Here is a 19,759-nt window from a genome sequence, read left to right as displayed (position 1 = left end):
TAAGAATTGAGAGAGCAAGGAGCTGACATGAGTTCAACTGCACACGCTGCAACACCGTACTACTTTGTACCTGGTCCGTCGCGCCATCCGGCACTGGCCGCATTGGGTCTGTTCTTTGTCATTCTGGGTGCGGGCCAGTGGGTCAACGGCGAGGAATGGGGCAAGTATTCGTTGGCCTGCGGCATGCTGTTCTGGTGGGGCGTGCTGTTCCAGTGGTTCCGCGATGCCATAAACGAGAGCGAAGGCGGCCTGTACAGCTACAAGATCGATTTGTCGTACCGATGGAGCATGAGCTGGTTTATCTTCTCCGAGGTGATGTTCTTCGGCGCATTCTTCACCGCCCTGTGGTGGGCGCGCGGCCATTCGGTACCGGCTTTGGGCAGCCTAGACAATGCCTTGCTCTGGCCCGACTTCAAAGCGGTATGGCCCAGCATCGCCGCTGGCGTGACGGCATCGCCCGCCAACATCATTGAACCGTTCCAGACCATGACCCCGTTCTGGCTGCCGACGATCAATACCGGTTTGCTGCTGTCATCGGGTGTTACCCTGACCATTGCCCACCACGCACTCGTCAAGGGCGAGCGAGGCAAAACCATTGCCTTCATGTGGGCCACGGTGTTGCTGGGTACGGTGTTTTTGTTTGTGCAGGGCTACGAATATGCCCACGCCTACAGCGAAATGAACCTCAAGCTCACTTCGGGTGTCTACGGCTCTACCTTCTTTATGCTGACCGGCTTCCACGGCTTCCACGTATTTGTGGGCATGTTGATGTTGCTGTTCATCACCTTGCGTTTGATGAAGGGCCATTTCACCCCTGCCAAGCATTTTGGCTTTGAGGGTGCTGCTTGGTATTGGCACTTTGTGGACGTGGTGTGGCTGGGTCTATACGTCATCGTCTACTGGACCTGATGGACTTGCTTTCGCCAAACCTAAAAAAGCGCCACTCGGCGCTTTTTTGTTGGTGTGATTTATTGGCCTGCCGAAATACCCGTCGGGTGTAGATACCCCAACTTCCAGCCCACCAGGATGCAGATGAACAGCACTATTGAGAATCCGATACGAAATGCCAGCGCTTTGGCCATACGCCCGGATTTGGCCGCCTGCTCGTCCTCGGTTTTGCCGCCCCCTTTGAGCATGAAGTACAGGGCGGCGCCCAGGCTGGCGAAGATGGCCGCAAAAGCGACAAGGGCGAGATAAGTCATGCCCAGTATTATCCTGTGAGCCCGAAGCTGCGTTTTGCCTTGTTGACCGCAGGGGCTTTGATAGGCCTGGCGGCCACTTTCTCGCTGGGGCGCTGGCAGCTGTCGCGTGCCGCCCAGAAAGAGGCCTTGTACGCGGCGATCCAGTCGCAAAACACGCGCCCCGCTGTGGGTCTGGCCGAGTTGGCAGCACCCGCCAAAGCCGATGATCTGTTGCACCGCCAGGTGCGCCTGCGCGGCCAGTGGGTGCCCCAAAACACCGTGTTTCTGGACAACCGCCAGATGCACGATCTGACCGGGTTTTATGTCGTCACCCCCTTGAAGCTGGCGGGCAGCAATACCGCCATCCTGGTGCAGCGCGGATGGGTGGCGCGTAACTTTTTGGACCGCACTGTCTTGCCCGTGGTGGAGAGTCCGGCGGGCGAGGTCGAAGTGCAGGGGCGGATGGCCCCGCCGCCGTCCAAGCTTTATGCATTCAAAGGGGTCGAGGCGGGCCCCATCCGGCAAAATCTTGATTTGGCTGACTTTAGCGCCGAGACCGGGCTGGCCCTGCTGCCTCTGTCGGTGCTGCAGTCTGGCCCTGCCGAGGGCCGCATGCAGCGCGACTGGCCGCCTGCCAATCTGGGTGTTGAAAAACACTATGGCTACGCATTCCAATGGTTTGGGCTCTGCGCCCTGATCGCAATCCTTTATGTCTGGTTCCAAATTGTCCGACGCTACATCCTTCCGGTCCAAAAACGGCCTACCTGAAGACCACCCGCTGGGGCTCACTGTCCACAACCTGCCCACGCCCCAAGAAGCGGTGGCGGGTGCGGCCCGCCGCACAGTGGTGGGCCGCTGGAAGATGCTGGCCGTGTTGCTGACCTGCGCTGCGCCGGTGATTGCTTCGTACTTCACTTACTACGTGGTGCGCCCGCAAGGCCAGAGCAATTTGGGCGAACTTATCGATCCGCAACGACCGCTGCCCGACCAGGCCGCCATGTCGATCGACGGTAAACCCGGTAATCTGCGTGCCTTGAAGGGCCAGTGGCTGCTGGTCAGTGCGGCGGGCGGAGCCTGCGACGCAGTCTGCCAAAAGCATTTGTACCTGCAGCGCCAGCTGCGTGAAACCCTGGGCAAGGAAAAAGACCGCGTCGATTGGGTCTGGCTGGTCACCGATGATGCGCCCATTCCCGATGCTCTGCGCCCTGCGCTCAGGGGTGCCACCGTGTTGCGCGTGGGCGAGCTGCAATTGTCCCAATGGCTGTCGCCCGCCGTCGGCCATCTGCTGCAAGAGCATTTGTACGTGGTGGACCCGATGGGCAACTGGATGATGCGTTTCCCCGCCGGGTTGGACCTGGAGGGCGCTTCCAAAGCCAAGCGGGATCTGGACCGCCTGCTGCGTGCCTCCGCCTCCTGGGACGAAGCGGGGCGCTGATGGATACCCCACAAGCCTTGTACGACCTGTCGCCCGCCGTCCGCGTCATGCTGACTGGCCTGTTGATTGCGTGCGTCCCCTTGCTGTGGTTGTGGCTGCGCAATAAAAATGCCTCTCCCGCCCGGCGCTTGCAGGCGCTTACGGTGCTGACCTTGTTCCTGACCTTTGACCTGGTGTTGTTCGGTGCCTTCACCCGCCTGACCGACTCCGGCCTGGGTTGCCCCGACTGGCCAGGCTGCTACGGCAACGCCAGCCCGCTGGGGGCCATCGCCGAGATCACCCAGGCGCAAACCGCCATGCCTACCGGCCCTGTCACCCACGGCAAAGCCTGGGTCGAAATGGTTCACCGCTACCTGGCCACCTCGGTGGGTGTACTGATTTTGACCCTGGCCATCGCCAGCTGGTGGTATCGGTGGATGGGCAGAAAAGACGCCTCCATCAACCCCTGGTGGCCCACCTTCACCTTGGTATGGGTGTGCGTACAGGGCGCTTTTGGCGCGCTGACCGTCACCATGAAGCTGTTTCCCGCCATCGTCACCTTGCATCTGGTCGGCGGCCTGGTCTTGTTGGCCCTGCTGTGCGCACAAGCGGTGGGCTTCACCGGCGCACGCTCTGTGCCAGTGGGCCGTATGGCCCGTGTGGGGCTGGGCCTGGCCTGCGTGCTGCTGGCGGCGCAGATCGTGCTCGGCGGTTGGGTCAGTACCAACTACGCGGTGCTGGCCTGCAATACCTTCCCGCTGTGCCAGGGTAGCTGGTGGCCCGTGATGGACTTTCAGCACGCGTTTGAAGTCTGGCGGCCCCTGGGGCGGATGCAGGACGGTAGCTATCTGAGTTTTGCGGGGCTGACTGCCATCCACTACGTCCACCGCCTGATGGCCTACTTGGTGCTGGCGGTGCTGGCATGGGTGGCCTGGTGCCTGTACCGCAGCCCAGCCACGCGTCGCCAGGCCCGCTGGCTGGCCGGGCTGACCTTGCTACAGTTCGCTACCGGTCTGAGCAACGTGGTGCTGGGTTGGCCGCTGCTGGCCGCCGTGGGCCATACCGGTGGTGCCGCCGCACTGGTGGTGGTGCTGACCTGGACCGTTTGCGCCCAGCGCACGGCCAAGCGCACGGCCAGTGTGGCCGTACTGGCTGTTCCCCCTCAAGAATCGAGATTGTCTGCATGAGTGTTGTTGAATCCACCGCCCCGTCCGTGACCAGCCTGCCGTCGCGTCTGCGGCAGTTCAACGCGCTGACCAAGCCGCGCGTGATCCAGCTCATCGTGTTCTGCGCGCTGATCGGCATGGTGCTGGCCGTGCCCGGCGTGCCCACCTGGGATGAAGTGCGCCGGGGGCTGATCGCCTGCCTGGGTATCTGGCTGGTGGCCGGCGCGGCGGCGGCCTTCAACTGCCTGGTGGAGAAGGGCATCGACTCGCGCATGAAGCGCACCTCGTGGCGGCCCACGGCCCGCAACGAGCTGCAAGACTGGCAAACCTTGCTGTTTTCAGCCCTGCTGTGCCTGGCCGGCTCGGTACTGCTGTACGTGTGGATTAACCCGCTAACCATGTGGCTGACCTTTGCCACCTTTGTGGGCTACGCCGTGGTTTACACCATGATTTTGAAGCCCTTGACACCGCAAAACATCGTCATCGGCGGGGCATCCGGTGCCATGCCGCCGGTGCTGGGCTGGGCCGCCATGACCGACAACGTCGGCCCCGAGGCGCTGATCCTGTTTTTGATCATTTTCCTGTGGACCCCGCCGCACTTCTGGGCGCTGGCCTTGTACCGGGTGGAGGACTACCGCAAGTCCGGCCTGCCCATGCTGCCGGTGACGCACGGCAACGAATTCACCCGTTTGCAGGTGTTTTTGTACACCCTGGTGCTGTTCGCGGGCTGTCTGATGCCTTTTATCTACGGCATGAGCTCCTGGCTGTACTTGGCCGTAGCCATGGTGCTGAGCCTGGGCTTTTGCGGCTACGGCTTTGCGCTGTGGCGCAACTACTCGGATGCACTGGCGCGCAAAACCTTCCGCTTCTCGCTTATCCACCTCAGCGTGCTGTTCGCCGCACTCTTGGTAGACCACTACCTGTTTTGACCATGCAAGCAACTGCTCTCACCCCCAGGCTACAGCGCAAGCGCTTTTCGCCAACCCCCTTGCAGGGGGCGATGCTGGTGGCCCGGCAAAGCCGGTTCCACGGCATCTCTGGCGGGGGTGCGTTCTTGCGCATGCTGGGGCGTTAAGAAATTAACTATGCACAAACGAAATGCTCTTAAACTTATAGCTGCTGGCGTAGGTACTGTATGCGTTAGCGGCCTATTCGTTGCCTGTTCTGAACCTGCGCCCAAGTTTGCTGCGATTGACCTGACCGGGGCCGACTACGCCAAAGACTTCCAGCTCACCGACCACAACGGCCAGACGCGCAGCATCAAAGACTTCGCGGGCAAGCTGGTGGTGGTGTTTTTTGGCTACACCCAGTGTCCCGACGTATGCCCCACCACCATGGCCGAGTTGGCCGAGGTTAAAAAATCCCTGGGTGCCGATGGCGACAAGCTGCAAGGTATCTTCGTCACGGTAGACCCGGCCCGCGACACACCTGCGGTGCTCAAGGCCTACATGGCCAATTTCGATCCCACGTTTTTGGCGTTGATCCCCACACCCGAGCAGTTGGCCAAAGTGGCCAAAGACTATAAGGCGTACTACAAAAAAGTGGACGGCCCCACGCCTACCAGCTACACCATGGACCACTCCGCGGGCAGCTATGTGTACGACACCCAGGGCCGCTTGCGCCTGTATGCCCGCTACGGCGGCGGCGCGGCGGCGCTGGCTGGGGATTTGAAGCTTTTACTGAAACAGAAGGCGTAAAAAAAGGACCGTGAGGTCCTTTTTTTACCGGGCCAATCCAACGATCAGGCGTATTCAGCCAGCGACTTTTTCATCTTCTTCATGGCCGCCGTTTCGATCTGGCGAATCCGCTCGGCGCTGACACCGTAGACCGCGGCCAGATCGTGCAGCGTCATACCGCCGGAGCCATCGTCGGCCACTTTCAGCCAGCGCTCTTCCACAATCCGACGGCTGCGCTCGTCCAGACCTTCCAGGGCGCTTTGGATACCGTCGCCCGCCAGGTAGTCGCGGTCGCGGGCTTCTAGCAGGGCGGTGGGCTCCTGGTGCGTATCGGCCAGGTAGGCGATCGGGCCGTAGCTGTCTTCGCCGTCGTCGCTCGGGCCGGGGTCCAACATCACGTCGCCACCCGACAGGCGGGTTTCCATCTCGATCACGTCTTCGCGCTTGACCTTGAGCTGGGTCGCCATCGACTCGATTTCAGACTCGCTCAGGGTCTCGCGGTGGGTGGCACCATCCATAGCCGCCGAGTCGGACTTGAAACCCTGCTTCATGGACCGCAGATTAAAGAACAGCTTGCGCTGCGCCTTGGTGGTGGCTACCTTGACCATGCGGCAGTTTTTCAGGATGTACTCGTGCATCTCGGCCTTGATCCAGTGCAGCGCGTAGCTGACCAGACGCACGCCTTGGTCGGGGTCGAAGCGCTTCACGGCCTTCATCAGGCCAACGTTGCCTTCCTGGATCAGGTCGCCGTGCGGCAGGCCGTAGCCCAGGTACTGGCGGGCCACGGAGACGACCAAGCGCAGGTGGGACATCACCAGCTTCCCTGCTGCATCGACGTCGTGGTCGTTCTTGAGTTGGCGGGCAAACTGCTGCTCTTGCTCCAGGGTGAGCATGGGCATGCGGTTGACTGCCGAAATATATGCGTCGAGGTTGCCTAGCGGCGGCACCATCGCCCAGGGATTGGGGGCTGCCAGCGCGGAAGACATCGTTCCAGTTTGAAGGTTCATACCAGATTCCTTTTCTCTAAGCATCAATATTAGCACTCTATGGGTCCGAGTGCTAAGTGCGCTTTATTGCACTTGCAATACGGGTAATTACTAGGAGTGGCGATGGGGCGCGAAGTTCAATAGTGGGTTGTACAGTGCCTCTACCCATCCACCTACCAGAATTCCCCCATGCCCATCCAAGCCCGCCTGCACCGCGCCCAAGGCGCACTCACCACCCTCACCAACGGCCGCCACGCCTGGCATGCCGATGTCGATAAAACCCTGGGTTCGGACGACCTGGCCCCCGATCCGCACGACCTGCTGGATTCGGCCTTGGCCGCCTGCACCGTGCTGACGCTGGAGCTGTACATCCGCCGCCGCAAGCTGGCCGTGACCGACCTGCGGGTGGACATTAGCCACGTGGAAGGCAAAACCGAAGACGGACGGGTGCGCTACCAGCTCCAGCGCAGCCTGCACATTGAAGGCGACATCACGCCCGAAGACCGTGCCAAACTGCTGGAGATCGCCAATAAATGCCCGATCCACCGGGTGCTAGAAGGCGACATCAGCGTCACCACGGCGCTGGTGGATTGATACTACGGTTTCTATAGCATCTAGCGTAGGCAGAATATGCGCTAGAGGCCGATTTAGTGTGAAACGATAGCTTCGTCCAGCACCTCCACCCAGTGCCGTACCGGCGTGGCTGTACCGCTTTGCAGGTGCTGGATGCAGCCAATGTTGGCCGAGACGATCACTTGCGCGCCCAGCGGCTCCAGGTTTTGTAGCTTGCGGTCGCGCAGCTGGTATGCCAGCGTGGGCTGTAGCACCGAGTAGGTGCCCGCCGAGCCGCAGCACAAATGGCTTTCTGATCCGGCTATCTGTACCTTGAAGCCCAGCGCGCCTAAGTGCGCCTCGACCCCGCCGCGCAGCTTTTGGCCGTGTTGCAGGGTGCAGGGCGGGTGGAAGGCGAGTTGGGTGACGTCACCGACCTTCACCTTGTCACGCAGGGCCTCTACCAAATCGGGTAGCAGTTCGCTCAGGTCGCGGGTCAGCGCGCTGATCAAGGTGGCCTTGTGGGCGTAGGCCGGGTCGGCGGCCAGGGCGTGGCCGTAGTCTTTGACCATCACGCCGCAGCCGGATGCGTTCATTACGATGGCCTCCGGCTTATGGGTTTGCAGCAGCGGCCACCAGGCGTCGATGTTGCGGCGCATGTCCTCCAGACCACCGGCGTGGTCGCCCAAGTGGCTGCGCAGTGCGCCACAACAACCGGCCTTTTCGGCCACCAGGGTCTGGATACCGGCGGCGTCCAGCACGCGGGCGGTGGCGCTGTTGATGTTGGGCATCATGACCGGTTGCACGCAGCCGGTCAGCATCAGCACCTTGCGGGCATGGGTGCGGGTGGGCCAGGGCTTGACGGGCTGGGCAGCAGGCACTTTTTTCTTCAGCACCGGGGGCAGTAGCGGGCGCAGGGCCTGGCCCGTCTTCATGGCCGGGGCAAACAGCGGCGAAGTCAGGCCCTCCTTGAGCAGCCAGCGGGCGGCCTTTTCCAGGGTGGGGCGCTCTACCCGGGCATCGACGATGCGCCGCCCGATATCTACCAGCGCGCCGTACTCCACGCCGCTGGGGCAGGTGGATTCGCAGTTGCGGCAGGTCAGGCAGCGGTCCAGGTGCTGCTGGGTGCTGCGGGTCACCTCGGCCCCTTCCAACACCTGTTTCATCAGGTAGATGCGGCCCCGCGGGCCGTCCAGCTCGTCGCCCAGCAGCTGGTAGGTGGGGCAGGTGGCGGTGCAAAAGCCGCAGTGCACGCATTTGCGCAGTATGGCCTCGGCGGCCTGGCCATCGGCGGTGTTCTTGAACTCGGGCGATAAGGTGGTTTGCATTTTTATAGCCCGGGGTACATACGGCCAGGGTTGAAGATTCCCCGGGGGTCGAAGGCGGTTTTCAGGCCTTTGTGGATGCGCTGCAGCGGCTCCGACAGCGGGGTAAAAATCTGTGCCCGTGGCGCGGCGGCATGGAACAGAGTGGCGTGGCCACCGGCCCTGACCGCTGCTGCGCGGACCTGTTTGGCGGTAGCCTGGCCGCGCAGCCAGCGCTGCGCCCCGCCCCATTCGATGCACTGCACGCCCGGCAGGTCCAGCGGCGGGGTGGTGGCGGGCACCGAGATGCGCCACAGGTGCTCGCCCTTGGCCAAGTGGTTGCTGTCCAGGCGGAAAAACGCATGCTGGTGATCGCGCACACTGTCCCACCAACTAACGGCGATTTCGGGCTCCACTATCGTGCCGCCTAATGTGGCGCAGGCCGCATTCACGGCGGCCTGCGCACCCGCCAGCCGCAGGTGCAACTGGCCGTGGTGCCAGGCGCTGGCGTGGATGGGCAGCGGCTGGCCGGCCCAGGCGTTGAGTTGTTTCAAAGCGGCGGCTTCGTCCATGGCAAATATCCGCGTGGCGGTGGCCGTGGCGATGGGTAGTACCTTCAACGACACCTCGCAGATGACTCCCAGCACGCCCAGCGACCCGGCCATGGCGCGCGACACGTCGTAGCCCGCCACGTTCTTGATGACTTGGCCGCCAAAGCTCAGTACCTCTCCCTGGCCGTTCAACACCGTGGTGCCCAGCACGTAGTCGCGCACGCAGCCCACGCTGGCGCGGGACGGGCCGGACAGGCCTGCAGCGACCATGCCGCCGACTGTGCCATCAGGGCCGAAGCGGGGCGGCTCGAAGGGCAGGCACTGGCCCTTCTCGGCCAGCCGGGCTTCCAGCTCGGCCAGGCGCGTGCCTGCCCGGACGGTGACGACCAGTTCGCTGGGCTCATAGCTGCTGATGCCGCTCAAAGGCCGTATGTCCAGCACCTCGCCGCGGGATATCTCGCCATAAAAATGCTTGGTGTTGCCGCCCTGGATGGCCAAGGGCTTGTGGGTGCTGCGCACCTGGTCGATCAGGCGCTGTAGGATGGGGTCGTTCATCAGAATCTGGGCAGGTGGGGGAAGGGCAGCATGCCGCGCAGCACGGTGAGCTTGCCGTATTCGGCGCAGCGCTGCAGCGTGGGGATGACCTTGCCGGGATTCAGCAGCTCTACCGGGTCGAAGGCGCGCTTGACGGCAAACATCTGCTCCCGCTCGGGCGCGCTGAACTGCACGCACATGGAGTTGAGCTTTTCCACCCCCACGCCGTGCTCGCCGGTGACGGTGCCGCCCAGGCGCACGCTGGTTTCCAGAATGTCGGCGCCAAACAGCTCGCAGCGGTGCATCTGGTCGGGGTCATTGGCATCAAACAGGATCAGCGGGTGCAGGTTGCCGTCGCCCGCGTGGAACACGTTGGCGCAGGCCAGGCCGTACTGCTGTTCCATGGCCTCGATGGCGCGCAAGATTTCGGCCAGCTTTTTGCGCGGAATGGTGGAATCCATGCACATGTAGTCGGGGCTGATGCGGCCCGAGGCTGGAAAGGCGTTTTTGCGGCCGCTCCAAAACTTCAGGCGCTGGGCCTCGTCGCGGCTGATGGCGATGCCAGACGCGTCATTGGCCTCCAGCACGCTGCGCATGTGGGCAATTTCTTCTTCCACCTCGGCCAAAGTGCCGTCGCTTTCGCACAGCAGGATGGCGGCGGCATCCAGGTCGTAACCGGCGTGCACAAAGTCTTCTACGGCGGCGGTCATGCGTTTGTCCATCAGCTCCAGCCCGGCGGGGATGATGCCCGCAGCGATCACGCTGGCCACTGCGTTGCCTGCGGCCTCTACCGTGTCAAAGCTGGCCATGATGCAGCGGGCGATTTGCGGTTTGGGGATGAGTTTGACGGTCACCTCGGTAGTCACGGCCAGCATGCCCTCGCTGCCGATGATGAGCGGCAGCAGGTCCAGGCCGGGCACGTCCAGCGCTTCCGAGCCGAATTCCACCGCCTCGCCTTCCACGGTAAAGCCGCGCACCCGCAGCACGTTGTGCAGGGTGAGGCCGTACTTCAGGCAGTGCACGCCACCGGAGTTTTCGGCCACGTTGCCGCCTATCGTGCAGGCGATTTGGCTGCTGGGGTCGGGGGCGTAGTACAGGCCGTGGGGCGCTGCCGCTTCGCTGATGGCCAGGTTGCGCACGCCGCACTGCACGGTGGCGGTGCAGGCCAGCGGGTCTACCTGCAGGATGCGGTTGAACTTGGCCAGCGACAGCGTCACGCCCAGGGTGTGCGGCATAGCCCCGCCGGACAGGCCGGTGCCCGCGCCCCGGGCCACCACAGGCACGCCCATGCGGTGGCAGATCTGCAGCACTGCCGCCACCTGGGCCTCGGTTTCGGGCAGCACCACTACCAGCGGCTGGGCGCGGTAGGCGGTGAGGCCATCGCACTCGTAGGGTGTGGTGTCCTCGGTGCGAGACAGGATGGCGTGGCGGGGCAGGGCGGCGGCCAGGGCGCTGGCGACCTGGGCGCGGCGGGCCAGTAGCGGGGTGCGGTCTTCAGGGGGTGGGGTGTTCATCGTGGGGCGTGCAGTAGATCAAGCACTATAAGCAGCCCGGACGCGCGATGGCATTGAAATTTCTGGTGGCAAAGTTTGCAGAAATGTCGGGGGGCCCGTATTCTTTGGCCATGTTTGCTCCACTGCCAATAACAAAATTTTACTCCTAAAAAAATAGCTACTAGCGTATATTTAATATGCGCTAGTAGCTATTTTTATGCCTGAAATTTTGGCTTAAATGTATAGCAATCAACTACCCGGTGAGGTGCCTGCATGCGGGTTGGTGTGCACGGGTGCTGCGGTGGTGGCACCAGGGTGGCCCCACCAGTCTTTGGCATCGGTGAAGGTGACCCGGCAGCCGGTGCAGCGGTACACACCGGTCGGCATGAGGGCGCCGCTGGCATCGCGGCCAATCACGGGCTGGTAACTGGTGGCACCGCATTGGCTGCATTTGTAAATCGTTTTGTAATGCGTCATGGTGCGGTAATGTAAATGCATACAGGCTGACTCTGTGGCCACAGGCTGTAAAGCCCCAGGTCACGCCGGGAGCACCGGCACAAACGGTGCAAATTTGCTGCGCTTCAGGCTGAAAAATGCCTTCACGTTGCGCACATTGGCATCGCTGGTAAATAACCGCTGCGCCAGCGCCAGGTAGCCCGGCATGTCGTGCGCAAACACCACCAGGCAGAAATCAGGCCCGGGCGACACGCGGTAGCACTGCTGCACGGCTTCATCGGCTGCCACCCGCAACTCGAAGGCGGCCAGGCGTTCCTCGTCCTGCCGGTCTAGCGTGATCTCGACAATGGCCGTGAGGCCGTGGCCCTGCAGCACCGCAAATTTGTCGGCACTCAAAATAGCCACCTGCCGCTCGATCAGCCCCGCTTCTACCAGCCGCTTGACCCGCCGCAGGCAGGTGGGGGCGGACACATGCACTCGCTCGGCCAGGGCCAGGTTGCTCAACGACGCATCCAGCTGCAACTGGTGCAGCAGGCGCAGGTCGGTGCTATCAAGGTCTATTTGTTCCATAAATAAAATATATGTGAAATTTAATTTCTTGTATTTGTGATTGAGAAATTAAACTACAAATAACGGGAGATATTGAAACCTTTGTTGTTGAGCATCGGCTTAATATCCGCACACTCAACAACCTCGGAGTTTTCTATGTGTGGCATCGTTGGCGCAGTCTCTACCCGCAATATCGTCCCTATTCTGGTCCAGGGCCTGCAACGGCTGGAGTACCGGGGTTATGACTCCTGCGGCGTGGCCATCCAGGACAACGGCCAGACCACGCAAAACACCGGTGCCCTGCGCCGCGCCCGCAGCACCTCGCGCGTGGCCGAGCTGATGTCCCAGGTGGCCGAGGACCACATCGAAGGCGGCACAGGCATCGCCCACACCCGCTGGGCCACCCACGGCGCGCCCGCAGTGCACAACGCCCACCCTCATTTCAGCCACGGCCCCGGCAAGGACTCGGCCGACCGACCGGGCCGCATCGCCCTGGTTCACAACGGCATCATCGAAAACCACGACGAACTCCGCGCCGCCCTGCAAGCCAAGGGCTACGTGTTCACCAGCCAGACCGACACCGAAGTCATCGCCCACCTGGTCGATAGCCTGTACAACGGCGACCTGTTTGAAGCCGTGAAAGCCACCGTGCTGCAACTGCGCGGCGGCTACGCGATTGCCGTGTTCAGCAAAGACGAGCCGCACCGCATCATCGGCGCCCGTGCCGGTTCGCCCTTGATCCTGGGCGTGGGCCAGGGCGAGATCTTTTTGGCCAGCGACGCAATGGCGCTGGCCGGCGTGACCGACCAGATCGTCTACCTGGAAGAGGGCGACGTGGTGGACGTGCAACTGGGCAAATACTGGATCGTGGACAAGGCCCACAAGCCGGTTATCCGCAGCGTCAAAACCGTGCACGCCCACAGCGGCGCGGCCGAGCTGGGCCCGTACCGCCACTATATGCAAAAGGAAATCTTCGAGCAACCCCGCGCCATCGGCGACACGCTGGAAGGCGTGACATCCATCGTGCCTGGCTTGTTCGATGGCCCCAATGGAGGGAACGCAGCCAAAGTGTTTGCCGACATTGACTCGGTACTCATACTGGCCTGCGGCACCAGCTACTACAGCGGCTGCACCGCCAAATACTGGCTGGAATCCATCGCCAAGGTGCCCACCCAGGTGGAGATTGCCAGCGAATACCGCTACCGCGACTCGGTGCCCAACCCCAGGACGCTGGTGGTCACCATCACCCAGTCCGGCGAAACCGCTGACACCTTGGCCGCCCTGCGCCACGCCCAAGGCCTGGGCATGCAGCACACGCTGACGGTCTGCAACGTCTCCACCTCGGCGATGGTGCGCGAGTGCGAGCTGGCCTACATCACCCGCGCCGGGGTTGAGATCGGCGTGGCCTCTACCAAGGCCTTTACCACCCAGTTGGCGGGCCTGTTCCTGCTGACCTTGGCCCTGGCCAAAACCAAGGGCCGCCTGAGCGCCGAAGAAGAAGCCGGGCACCTCAAAGCCATGCGCCACCTGCCCGCCGCCCTGCAAGCGGTGCTGGCGCTGGAGCCACAGCTCATCGCCTGGGCCGAAGACTTCGCGCCCAAAGAAAACGCCTTGTTCCTGGGCCGTGGCCTGCACTACCCCATTGCCCTGGAAGGCGCGCTTAAGCTCAAGGAAATCACCTACATCCACGCCGAAGCCTATGCCGCAGGTGAGCTCAAACACGGCCCCCTGGCCCTGGTGACCAGCGAAATGCCGGTGGTTGCCGTGGCCCCCAATGACACTCTGATCGAGAAATTAAAGAGTAATTTGCAAGAAGTCCGCGCCCGCGGCGGCGTGCTCTACGTGCTGGCCGATGCCGACTCGCACATCGAAAGTAGCGAAGGTATCCATGTCATCCGAATGCCCGAGCATTACGGCGCGCTGTCGCCGCTCTTGCACGTGGTGCCGCTGCAATTGCTCGCGTACCACACGGCCTGCGCGCGGGGCACGGATGTTGACAAGCCACGGAACCTTGCAAAGAGCGTGACCGTCGAATGACGGGCACGCGTGCGGCCAAGCCGCACTGCCGCCGTAGGCGCGAGCTTGCAGGGCTTGGATGCCGCTCATTTCGTGCAGCGAAGTGATGCGGCGGCACACGGCCCGGCAACTGGCGAAGAGCGTGCTGTGAAATTCAGGCGACTTCCGATACCTTTGAATCTTCAAGTATGGAGCCGACTTTTTCTCGATCTTCCGCGCTCCCGTGCACCAAAAGCACGTAGTTGTCTACTTTTAGCGCGGTTTCATATTTGATGACCTTGTCTTTGGACACACCAATCTGTGTCAGCGCGGCACCTAGGGCGGATAAGCCTCCTCCCAGTACGGCACCCTCCAGAAATCCGACCAACAATGCAACCACCGGGCCTGCCATCGCGACAAGCCCTATGCCGGGCAGAAAAAATACGGCTGGAGCCAGCAGCAAGCCCCAGATACCTCCCCAGAAGGCGCCGATACCGCCCCAAGACTTGATCTTGTCACCCGCGGTATAAAAGCCGAGCGGATGCTCTTCGCTGTGGTACCCCTTGCCTATGAGCGACAACTTCTTCACGTCAAAGCCTGATCGGCTCAATAACTGAATGGCCTGTTCTGCTTTGGTATGGGTCGCGAATATATAAGCGGGTGAAGTCTCTGTTTGCATGGTGTTTCCTTGGGTTTGGTTCTTTGGCAGGGGAACTGAATGTTTGGGGCTGGGGCGGGCTCAATAAGCAACCGTCATCCTGTCCCACACGTTTTGCACGCCAGGTGCGCTCCATGCGGAATGTGTGGCCAGTTCACGTTCCGACCAACTGTGGACGGTGCCCGTCAAGGTCACATCGTTGCCAATCACTTCTACGCCAATGTTGTGTGCATCGCTCTCGGCGCGCCGTCGCAAAGCAGCTTCTATTTCCGACTGCACGGTATCTAGAGACACCTTGTCTTTGAGCGTGATCTGGTCACTGACACCGGTCACTCCCATGAGATAGCGCACGGCATTGGTAGCCGCCTGGCGCTGGTACTCCCAGTCCACGTCGCCAGACAGCGTGATCCAGCCGCCCTCTACAAGCACCTTCACTGCGTCTGTTGGCAAAAAGCTGATCCATTGCAAAACCTTTCCGGCGGTGCGTGCAATGTCCGCATCGGTTCGCGCACTCGATCCGGGGAGTGCCACGTCCATTTCGACAGCCAGGGCTTTTACGCCCGATACACGCTGGCTGGCCTGTTCAGCGTGCCACTTCTCCGCGTAACTACCCACGTGCCCTGCCAGGGTCACGACACCATCTTTCACTTCAACACCGATCTGGGCCGCGTTGACCGACGGCTCCCATTTCAGCTCTGCGAGAACATCCTGTTGCAGTTGTGTGTCGGTTTTCATATTCGGCTTTCTCTGGGGGGTGAATGAAGACTGCAGCATGCGCGGTGGGTACGCGGATGGTCTTGATATGCATCAAGCGCCGCATCTTTGATGGCACCAAGCCTCCAAGAGCCTGGCGATGCAAGCCCGATTGGTTTTGGCTTGCTGCTATGCTTGTCTGGACCGGCAAAGGGGCTGGCGTGTTGTTCTCAGTGAGCCGCCCTGCATGCCCATCACCTTGCATATCGCCGTTCTCGACGACGAAGTAGACATTACCCAGTTGTTGGCGAACTATTTGCAGAGCCGTGGCTACCGTGTCACGCAAGTGCACAGTGGCCGCGCGTTGATGCAGGTCATGCAGGCCGATACACCCGCTCTGGTGCTGTTGGATCTGGGGCTTGCGGGGGAAGATGGTGTTTCAATTGCCCGCAAGCTGCGCGAAAACTGGCAGTGTGGCCTGGTGATCGTGACTGGCCGGGGGGATGCCGTGGACAAGGTGGTCGGCCTGGAGGTGGGTGCCGATGACTATGTGACCAAACCGTTTGATTTGCGCGAATTGCTGGCGCGTATCCACGCGGTTCTGCGGCGGACAAATTTGGGTGGAACGCCCGCGCTACCCCCGTCAATTGTGCCGCGCACCACATTCGTGTTTGCCGGATGGCAACTGGATACTGTGGCTCGGCGGCTCACGTCGCTGCAGGGGCAGGACGTGGCCTTGACCCGTGGCGAATTTGATCTGCTGTGTGTTTTTGCGCAGCGTCCGGGGCGTGTACTGTCGCGCGACGTGCTGCTGGAACACACCCGGGGCCGCGAAGCGGCGCCGTTTGACCGGACGATCGACGTGCAGGTGGGGCGCTTGCGCAAAAAGCTGGAGGCGCATGCAGAAGACCCGCAGATCATCAAGTCCGTACGCGGGGCCGGCTATATCTTGGTTCCACCGGTGACAAGCGGATGAGTCTGCGCGCGCACCAAATCAGCCTATCTTGAACGCCATGACCTCCGCATTTCTGCAGACTTCTACCTTGCCTTTCGGCATTGACGAGCACACCGTCTTTCGTTCGCTATTTGTCGCCTACCCCGACGCACTGCTGCTGGTAGACCAAACCGGCAGTATCGTGCTCGCCAACCCTTCCGCGGCCAGTCTGTTGGGTTACAGCACTGAGGAGTTGGCCGGTTTGAACGTGGATGCGCTGGTGCCCGACAGCATCCGTCCGCGGCATGCCTCTTACCGTGAGGCGTATGGACAGGCTCCGCGTGCGCGGCCCATGGGGACCCAAATGGAGTTGGTTGCCAAACGCAAGGACGGCAGTGAGGTGATCGTAGAGATCGCGCTGAGTCCCCTGCAAGACCACGGTCTGCCATTCGTGGTGGTGGCGGTGCGGGGTATTGGTGCCTACCCGCGCGTGAAACAGGCACTGCAGCGGGCACGCTACAGCGAACACCTGGCGCAACTGGGGCGGCTTGCCGTGGATGCCCGAGATCCGCAGGTGCTGCTGGACCATCTGCCCGCGATGGCGGTGGAGGCTCTGCAGGTGGATGCGGGCACGGTATTTGTGTTGGAGCGCAATTTGCTCGAATTCCGTATCGCCAGCGGTGTCGGCCTGGTGGACGGTGAAGCCGTGGGGCAGCGCGTGCCGAATGTTGTTGATACGCCACCCGGTTTTGTTCTCTTGCAGGCTGGCCCTGTGACTGTGGAGGATTACCGTAGCGAGACCCGCTTTGGTGTGCCGCAGGCATATCTGGATGCCGGTATGACCAGCGCGCTCGCGGTGCCGCTGTTGGACCGGGGCCGCATGATTGGCGTGCTTTCGGTAGGTGCGCGCGGCCCACGCCATTTTGGCGAGGACGAAGTGGGCTTTTTGCAGTCATTGGCTAATCTGCTCGCGACCAGTTTGCAGAGGGCTTTAACGGAGGAGGCGCTCAACCATGCGCAGCGTTTGGAGAGCGTGGGTCAACTCACGGGCGGGATTGCCCATGATTTCAACAACCTTCTGACGGTCATTCTGGGGAATTTGCAAGTACTGGAGGAACTGCCGTCACTCGCGCATGACAGCTACGGCCAGCAACTGGTAGCGGCTGCCACAAGGGCGAGCAAGCGCGGGGCCGAGCTCACGGGCAAGCTGCTGGCGTTTTCGCGTCGACAGGTTCTGCAGCCTGCGCCCGTAGATGTCGGCGAGCTGCTGCATGCTTTGTCTGACATGCTGCGAAGGACACTAGACCAGCGCATACGCATCCATGTCAACATCAACGTGGTATGCCCGCCGGTACTGGCAGATCCCAGCCAACTTGAATCCGCGTTGCTCAATATCGCGATCAATGCCCGCGATGCGATGCCGATGGGAGGGGAATTGCGCTTTCGTGCCGAGGTGCGCAGTGCCCTGCCTAGCGAGTTGCGCAATGAAGTCGATGACTTGGGTACGCCAGACCGGAGCTTCGTGGCGATTTCGGTAGTTGATACGGGCAGTGGCATGCCCGACGAAGTCAAGGAGCGCGCGTTTGAACCATTTTTCACCACCAAGGAAGCTGGCAGGGGTACCGGTTTGGGACTCAGTACGGTGTATGGATTTGTGAAACAGTCAAAGGGCGTTATTAGCATCGACAGCACGATGGGGGTCGGTACCGTGGTGACACTGTATCTGCCCGTGGCCAAGAACGACACTTTCGCCAGCCTATTGGAGCCCGGTATATCTCGGGCTCTGCCCGATGGTCTGAAGGTGCTGTTGGTCGAAGATGATTCAGAAGTGCGATCCGTAGTGCGGACCTTTCTGGAGGCTATGGGCTGTGCAGTAACTACCGAGGCAAGCGGCGAGCAAGCCCTGCTGGCTTTGCATGCAGATGCCGTGTTCGATGTACTGCTGACGGATATTGCGCTTGGCGCGGGTTTGCGGGGTACCCAACTGGCAACGCAGGCCCAGCATCGGTTTCCCCGTATGGCGGTGCTGCTGATGTCGGGTTTTTCGTCAGAGCTGCTGGATGCCGACCGTTCATCGCCTTCGCATTGGGATTTTCTGCGCAAGCCATTTACCCGCGATGAGCTTTTGCAGGCAATTGTTCGCGTGGTCAATGCGCCATAGCAGCTTCATGTCGAATTTTGGGCAGCGGCATAAGACAGCGCTGTATGAATGCGGAAAGAGCACCAACGTCTGGGATGTTGACGTCCCGCCGACCCTGCGTGGAGAACGCAATCACTTTGTCGCGTGCCAACTTGGACAAAGCGCGGCTGACCGTTTCTAGCGTCAGACCCAGACAGTTGCCAATCTCGGCACGTGTCATGCGCAAAGTGATCTGGTCAGCCCGCATGCCGCGGTTGGCCAGTGATTCGGCCCAGAAACGCAGGAAATCTGCCACGCGTGCATCGGCTGTCAGCGTACACACCGACATGAGTGAGTCGCGGTCATGGGCAATCACGCGGCTCATGGCTTCGTGCAGTACCGTGAGTAGCACCGGGTGTGCAGCGCAGGCATGGATCAGCTTTTCGTATGGAATGACCCAGACTTCGCCGGTGTCCATGGCGACAGCTTCACACGAGTACCGACCGTGGGCAATGCCGTCAAAGCCGAGCCAATCGCCTCGGAATTTCAGGCCAACGACCTGTTCGCGGCCGTCTGGTGTCAGATTCACCACTTTGAATATGCCTGCATGCAGGATGTACAAGTTGAGGAATGGCGAGCCTGCCTGGTAGGCCCGGTCGCCTGCATGCACTACGCGGCGTTGCGGGGCCAGTACATCGTGGAGCAGTTGCAGAGTTTCGGCAATTTCTTGGCTGGTGGTATGCATTTCGAACGCCTGTGTAGTTTGTAGGGTGGATGCTAGGCGGCGATAGGCAATCTGGTGACAACCGTGTGCGTCACTCGGTAACGTTGTGTCGCGGGTAGGTGTCCGCTGTGTAACAACGTCAGATCACTTCGGCGGCACGGTCGATCTTGATGTGCATCAAGCCCGTAAGAGAGCGAATCGCTAAGCTGCCTGCAGCGTGCAGGTGCTATTGCCTGCCGCACGCAAAGCACCATGACCCACTTGCCAAAACACCGTAGCGCACAGGCTTTCGACCAGCTGTACTTAGCGCTATTGGTGGATGCGCATCGGCTGCAACAGGCTTTTGAAGCTGGCTGCGTCCAGCCGTTGCTAGGGGGTAAAAAAACTGCTTTGCTCTGCGAAGACGAGCATGGATTAGAAGCGACTTTCTTTCGCCACGCCGCAGAGGAGCTGGGTGCGCATGTGGCGCATATACGACCCAGCCTCACAGAGCTGAGTACTCCGCTGGAGGTGCAGCGCACCGCGCAGCTGATGGGGCGTTTGTACGACGCGGTGGAGTGCCAAAACTTGGCATTGCCCTTGGTACAGCAGGTGCGTAAGCATGCAGGCATTCCGGTGTACCACTGCATTGCGTCGCTGCACCATCCTGTTGCACGGTGTGTTGCGCTACTGGGCGGTGCTACTTCCCTTGAGGACAAGCACCGGTTTGTGTTGCAGGCGGCATTGCTGCAAAGCATCAAGGATATTTGAGTGGCTGGGCTTAGCTTGCGCTAG

22 protein-coding genes are annotated in these 19,759 nt (G+C 61.4%); 12 read left to right on the top strand and 10 right to left on the bottom strand.

Annotated features, from left to right (window positions below; translation table 11 throughout):
- The first annotated feature begins 27 nt into the window (after positions 1 to 27).
- Positions 28 to 909 carry a cytochrome c oxidase subunit 3 gene (locus tag AC097L_RS10845; protein ID WP_295952423.1) on the top strand — a complete coding sequence of 294 codons (882 nt, stop codon included), beginning with the start codon at positions 28 to 30 and terminating at the stop codon, positions 907 to 909.
- Between the two features lie 59 nt (positions 910 to 968).
- Here AC097L_RS10845 and AC097L_RS10840 read toward each other — a convergent pair whose 3' ends face one another.
- Positions 969 to 1,202 carry a twin transmembrane helix small protein gene (locus tag AC097L_RS10840; RefSeq protein ID WP_295952424.1) on the bottom strand — a complete coding sequence of 78 codons (234 nt, stop codon included), beginning with the start codon at positions 1,200 to 1,202 and terminating at the stop codon, positions 969 to 971.
- 15 nt (positions 1,203 to 1,217) lie between these two features.
- Between AC097L_RS10840 and AC097L_RS10835 the strand changes: the two genes are divergently transcribed.
- The 6 genes from AC097L_RS10835 to AC097L_RS10810 are packed head-to-tail and all read left to right on the top strand — an operon-like array spanning position 1,218 to position 5,458.
- Positions 1,218 to 1,949 (top strand): SURF1 family protein, encoded by a 732-nt coding sequence (locus tag AC097L_RS10835; protein ID WP_479586382.1) that lies wholly within the window; start codon positions 1,218 to 1,220, stop codon positions 1,947 to 1,949.
- Positions 1,891 to 2,616: a hypothetical protein gene (locus tag AC097L_RS10830; RefSeq protein ID WP_479586381.1), complete on the top strand. Its 726-nt coding sequence runs from the start codon at positions 1,891 to 1,893 to the stop codon at positions 2,614 to 2,616. The genes AC097L_RS10835 and AC097L_RS10830 overlap by 59 nt, the downstream gene beginning before the upstream one ends.
- Positions 2,616 to 3,782 carry a COX15/CtaA family protein gene (locus AC097L_RS10825; RefSeq protein WP_479586380.1) on the top strand — a complete coding sequence of 389 codons (1,167 nt, stop codon included), beginning with the start codon at positions 2,616 to 2,618 and terminating at the stop codon, positions 3,780 to 3,782. The genes AC097L_RS10830 and AC097L_RS10825 overlap by 1 nt, the downstream gene beginning before the upstream one ends.
- Positions 3,779 to 4,690, top strand: a complete 912-nt coding sequence (gene cyoE, locus AC097L_RS10820; protein WP_479586379.1) for a heme o synthase — start codon at positions 3,779 to 3,781, stop codon at positions 4,688 to 4,690. Before AC097L_RS10825 ends, cyoE begins: the two co-directional genes overlap by 4 nt.
- A gap of 2 nt (positions 4,691 to 4,692) precedes the next feature.
- The gene (locus tag AC097L_RS10815; RefSeq protein ID WP_479586378.1) at positions 4,693 to 4,836 is read left to right on the top strand and encodes a hypothetical protein; all 144 of its coding nucleotides are present in this window, start codon (positions 4,693 to 4,695) and stop codon (positions 4,834 to 4,836) included.
- A gap of 10 nt (positions 4,837 to 4,846) precedes the next feature.
- Entirely contained in the window at positions 4,847 to 5,458 is a 612-nt protein-coding gene (locus tag AC097L_RS10810) for an SCO family protein (RefSeq protein ID WP_479586377.1), read from the top strand.
- A 44-nt stretch (positions 5,459 to 5,502) separates the two neighbouring features.
- Here AC097L_RS10810 and rpoH read toward each other — a convergent pair whose 3' ends face one another.
- The gene (rpoH, locus tag AC097L_RS10805; RefSeq protein WP_295952440.1) at positions 5,503 to 6,444 is read right to left on the bottom strand and encodes an RNA polymerase sigma factor RpoH; all 942 of its coding nucleotides are present in this window, start codon (positions 6,442 to 6,444) and stop codon (positions 5,503 to 5,505) included.
- Positions 6,445 to 6,612: 168 nt separating this feature from the next.
- Here rpoH and AC097L_RS10800 point away from each other — a divergent pair, with 168 nt between their 5' ends.
- Positions 6,613 to 7,017: an OsmC family protein gene (locus AC097L_RS10800; RefSeq protein ID WP_479586376.1), complete on the top strand. Its 405-nt coding sequence runs from the start codon at positions 6,613 to 6,615 to the stop codon at positions 7,015 to 7,017.
- Between the two features lie 53 nt (positions 7,018 to 7,070).
- On the opposite strand, the gene glcF is transcribed toward AC097L_RS10800, so the two are convergent.
- The 5 genes from glcF to AC097L_RS10775 form a co-directional block, all read right to left on the bottom strand.
- A complete protein-coding gene (gene glcF / locus AC097L_RS10795) occupies positions 7,071 to 8,303 on the bottom strand; it encodes a glycolate oxidase subunit GlcF (protein WP_479586375.1) in 1,233 nt (410 codons plus the stop codon).
- Positions 8,304 to 8,305: 2 nt separating this feature from the next.
- Positions 8,306 to 9,385 (bottom strand): glycolate oxidase subunit GlcE, encoded by a 1,080-nt coding sequence (gene glcE / locus AC097L_RS10790; protein ID WP_479586374.1) that lies wholly within the window; start codon positions 9,383 to 9,385, stop codon positions 8,306 to 8,308.
- Complete coding sequence (locus tag AC097L_RS10785) at positions 9,385 to 10,878, bottom strand: FAD-linked oxidase C-terminal domain-containing protein (RefSeq protein WP_479586373.1); 1,494 nt, start codon at positions 10,876 to 10,878, stop codon at positions 9,385 to 9,387. The genes glcE and AC097L_RS10785 overlap by 1 nt, the downstream gene beginning before the upstream one ends.
- A 228-nt stretch (positions 10,879 to 11,106) precedes the next feature.
- Positions 11,107 to 11,334: a hypothetical protein gene (locus AC097L_RS10780; RefSeq protein WP_479586372.1), complete on the bottom strand. Its 228-nt coding sequence runs from the start codon at positions 11,332 to 11,334 to the stop codon at positions 11,107 to 11,109.
- Positions 11,335 to 11,394: 60 nt separating this feature from the next.
- Positions 11,395 to 11,883, bottom strand: a complete 489-nt coding sequence (locus AC097L_RS10775) for an Lrp/AsnC family transcriptional regulator (RefSeq protein ID WP_479586371.1) — start codon at positions 11,881 to 11,883, stop codon at positions 11,395 to 11,397.
- 135 nt (positions 11,884 to 12,018) lie between these two features.
- Here AC097L_RS10775 and glmS point away from each other — a divergent pair, with 135 nt between their 5' ends.
- Positions 12,019 to 13,899 (top strand): glutamine--fructose-6-phosphate transaminase (isomerizing), encoded by a 1,881-nt coding sequence (gene glmS / locus AC097L_RS10770; RefSeq protein WP_479586370.1) that lies wholly within the window; start codon positions 12,019 to 12,021, stop codon positions 13,897 to 13,899.
- A gap of 133 nt (positions 13,900 to 14,032) precedes the next feature.
- Here the strand turns inward: glmS and AC097L_RS10765 are convergent, their stop codons facing one another.
- Together AC097L_RS10765 and AC097L_RS10760 are read right to left on the bottom strand one after the other, a co-directional pair.
- A complete protein-coding gene (locus AC097L_RS10765) occupies positions 14,033 to 14,536 on the bottom strand; it encodes a DUF1269 domain-containing protein (RefSeq protein WP_479586369.1) in 504 nt (167 codons plus the stop codon).
- A gap of 60 nt (positions 14,537 to 14,596) precedes the next feature.
- Positions 14,597 to 15,250 (bottom strand): BON domain-containing protein, encoded by a 654-nt coding sequence (locus tag AC097L_RS10760; RefSeq protein ID WP_479586368.1) that lies wholly within the window; start codon positions 15,248 to 15,250, stop codon positions 14,597 to 14,599.
- A 205-nt stretch (positions 15,251 to 15,455) separates the two neighbouring features.
- Between AC097L_RS10760 and AC097L_RS10755 the strand changes: the two genes are divergently transcribed.
- Entirely contained in the window at positions 15,456 to 16,184 is a 729-nt protein-coding gene (locus tag AC097L_RS10755; RefSeq protein ID WP_479586367.1) for a winged helix-turn-helix domain-containing protein, read from the top strand.
- A gap of 37 nt (positions 16,185 to 16,221) precedes the next feature.
- Positions 16,222 to 18,303, top strand: coding sequence for a PAS domain S-box protein (locus AC097L_RS10750; protein ID WP_479586366.1), 2,082 nt, complete (start codon positions 16,222 to 16,224; stop codon positions 18,301 to 18,303).
- Here AC097L_RS10750 and AC097L_RS10745 read toward each other — a convergent pair.
- Positions 18,290 to 19,006 (bottom strand): Crp/Fnr family transcriptional regulator, encoded by a 717-nt coding sequence (locus AC097L_RS10745; protein ID WP_479586365.1) that lies wholly within the window; start codon positions 19,004 to 19,006, stop codon positions 18,290 to 18,292. The two genes, AC097L_RS10750 and AC097L_RS10745, sit on opposite strands and share 14 nt — an antisense overlap.
- Before the next feature lie 231 nt (positions 19,007 to 19,237).
- On the opposite strand from AC097L_RS10745, the gene AC097L_RS10740 reads away from it, so the two are divergent.
- The gene (locus AC097L_RS10740; RefSeq protein ID WP_479586364.1) at positions 19,238 to 19,735 is read left to right on the top strand and encodes an ornithine carbamoyltransferase; all 498 of its coding nucleotides are present in this window, start codon (positions 19,238 to 19,240) and stop codon (positions 19,733 to 19,735) included.
- Positions 19,736 to 19,759 lie beyond the last annotated feature (24 nt).

Source organism: Rhodoferax sp. RT5P35 (assembly GCF_056521385.1).
Note: the sequence above shows the minus strand (reverse complement) of the source record. Positions and strands in the feature narration are given on the sequence as shown.

Excerpts from the sequence above, each read along its gene's own strand:
- AC097L_RS10845 (WP_295952423.1), top strand. The coding sequence starts at position 28 with ATGAGTTCAACTGCACACGCTGCAACACCGTACTACTTTGTACCTGGT.
- AC097L_RS10840 (WP_295952424.1), bottom strand. The coding sequence starts at position 1,202 with ATGACTTATCTCGCCCTTGTCGCTTTTGCGGCCATCTTCGCCAGCCTG.
- AC097L_RS10830 (WP_479586381.1), top strand. The coding sequence starts at position 1,891 with ATGTCTGGTTCCAAATTGTCCGACGCTACATCCTTCCGGTCCAAAAAC.
- AC097L_RS10825 (WP_479586380.1), top strand. The coding sequence starts at position 2,616 with ATGGATACCCCACAAGCCTTGTACGACCTGTCGCCCGCCGTCCGCGTC.
- cyoE (WP_479586379.1), top strand. The coding sequence starts at position 3,779 with ATGAGTGTTGTTGAATCCACCGCCCCGTCCGTGACCAGCCTGCCGTCG.
- AC097L_RS10815 (WP_479586378.1), top strand. The coding sequence starts at position 4,693 with ATGCAAGCAACTGCTCTCACCCCCAGGCTACAGCGCAAGCGCTTTTCG.
- AC097L_RS10810 (WP_479586377.1), top strand. The coding sequence starts at position 4,847 with ATGCACAAACGAAATGCTCTTAAACTTATAGCTGCTGGCGTAGGTACT.
- rpoH (WP_295952440.1), bottom strand. The coding sequence starts at position 6,444 with ATGAACCTTCAAACTGGAACGATGTCTTCCGCGCTGGCAGCCCCCAAT.
- AC097L_RS10800 (WP_479586376.1), top strand. The coding sequence starts at position 6,613 with ATGCCCATCCAAGCCCGCCTGCACCGCGCCCAAGGCGCACTCACCACC.
- glcF (WP_479586375.1), bottom strand. The coding sequence starts at position 8,303 with ATGCAAACCACCTTATCGCCCGAGTTCAAGAACACCGCCGATGGCCAG.
- glcE (WP_479586374.1), bottom strand. The coding sequence starts at position 9,385 with ATGAACGACCCCATCCTACAGCGCCTGATCGACCAGGTGCGCAGCACC.
- AC097L_RS10785 (WP_479586373.1), bottom strand. The coding sequence starts at position 10,878 with ATGAACACCCCACCCCCTGAAGACCGCACCCCGCTACTGGCCCGCCGC.
- AC097L_RS10780 (WP_479586372.1), bottom strand. The coding sequence starts at position 11,334 with ATGACGCATTACAAAACGATTTACAAATGCAGCCAATGCGGTGCCACC.
- AC097L_RS10775 (WP_479586371.1), bottom strand. The coding sequence starts at position 11,883 with ATGGAACAAATAGACCTTGATAGCACCGACCTGCGCCTGCTGCACCAG.
- glmS (WP_479586370.1), top strand. The coding sequence starts at position 12,019 with ATGTGTGGCATCGTTGGCGCAGTCTCTACCCGCAATATCGTCCCTATT.
- AC097L_RS10765 (WP_479586369.1), bottom strand. The coding sequence starts at position 14,536 with ATGCAAACAGAGACTTCACCCGCTTATATATTCGCGACCCATACCAAA.
- AC097L_RS10760 (WP_479586368.1), bottom strand. The coding sequence starts at position 15,250 with ATGAAAACCGACACACAACTGCAACAGGATGTTCTCGCAGAGCTGAAA.
- AC097L_RS10755 (WP_479586367.1), top strand. The coding sequence starts at position 15,456 with ATGCCCATCACCTTGCATATCGCCGTTCTCGACGACGAAGTAGACATT.
- AC097L_RS10750 (WP_479586366.1), top strand. The coding sequence starts at position 16,222 with ATGACCTCCGCATTTCTGCAGACTTCTACCTTGCCTTTCGGCATTGAC.
- AC097L_RS10745 (WP_479586365.1), bottom strand. The coding sequence starts at position 19,006 with ATGCATACCACCAGCCAAGAAATTGCCGAAACTCTGCAACTGCTCCAC.
- AC097L_RS10740 (WP_479586364.1), top strand. The coding sequence starts at position 19,238 with ATGACCCACTTGCCAAAACACCGTAGCGCACAGGCTTTCGACCAGCTG.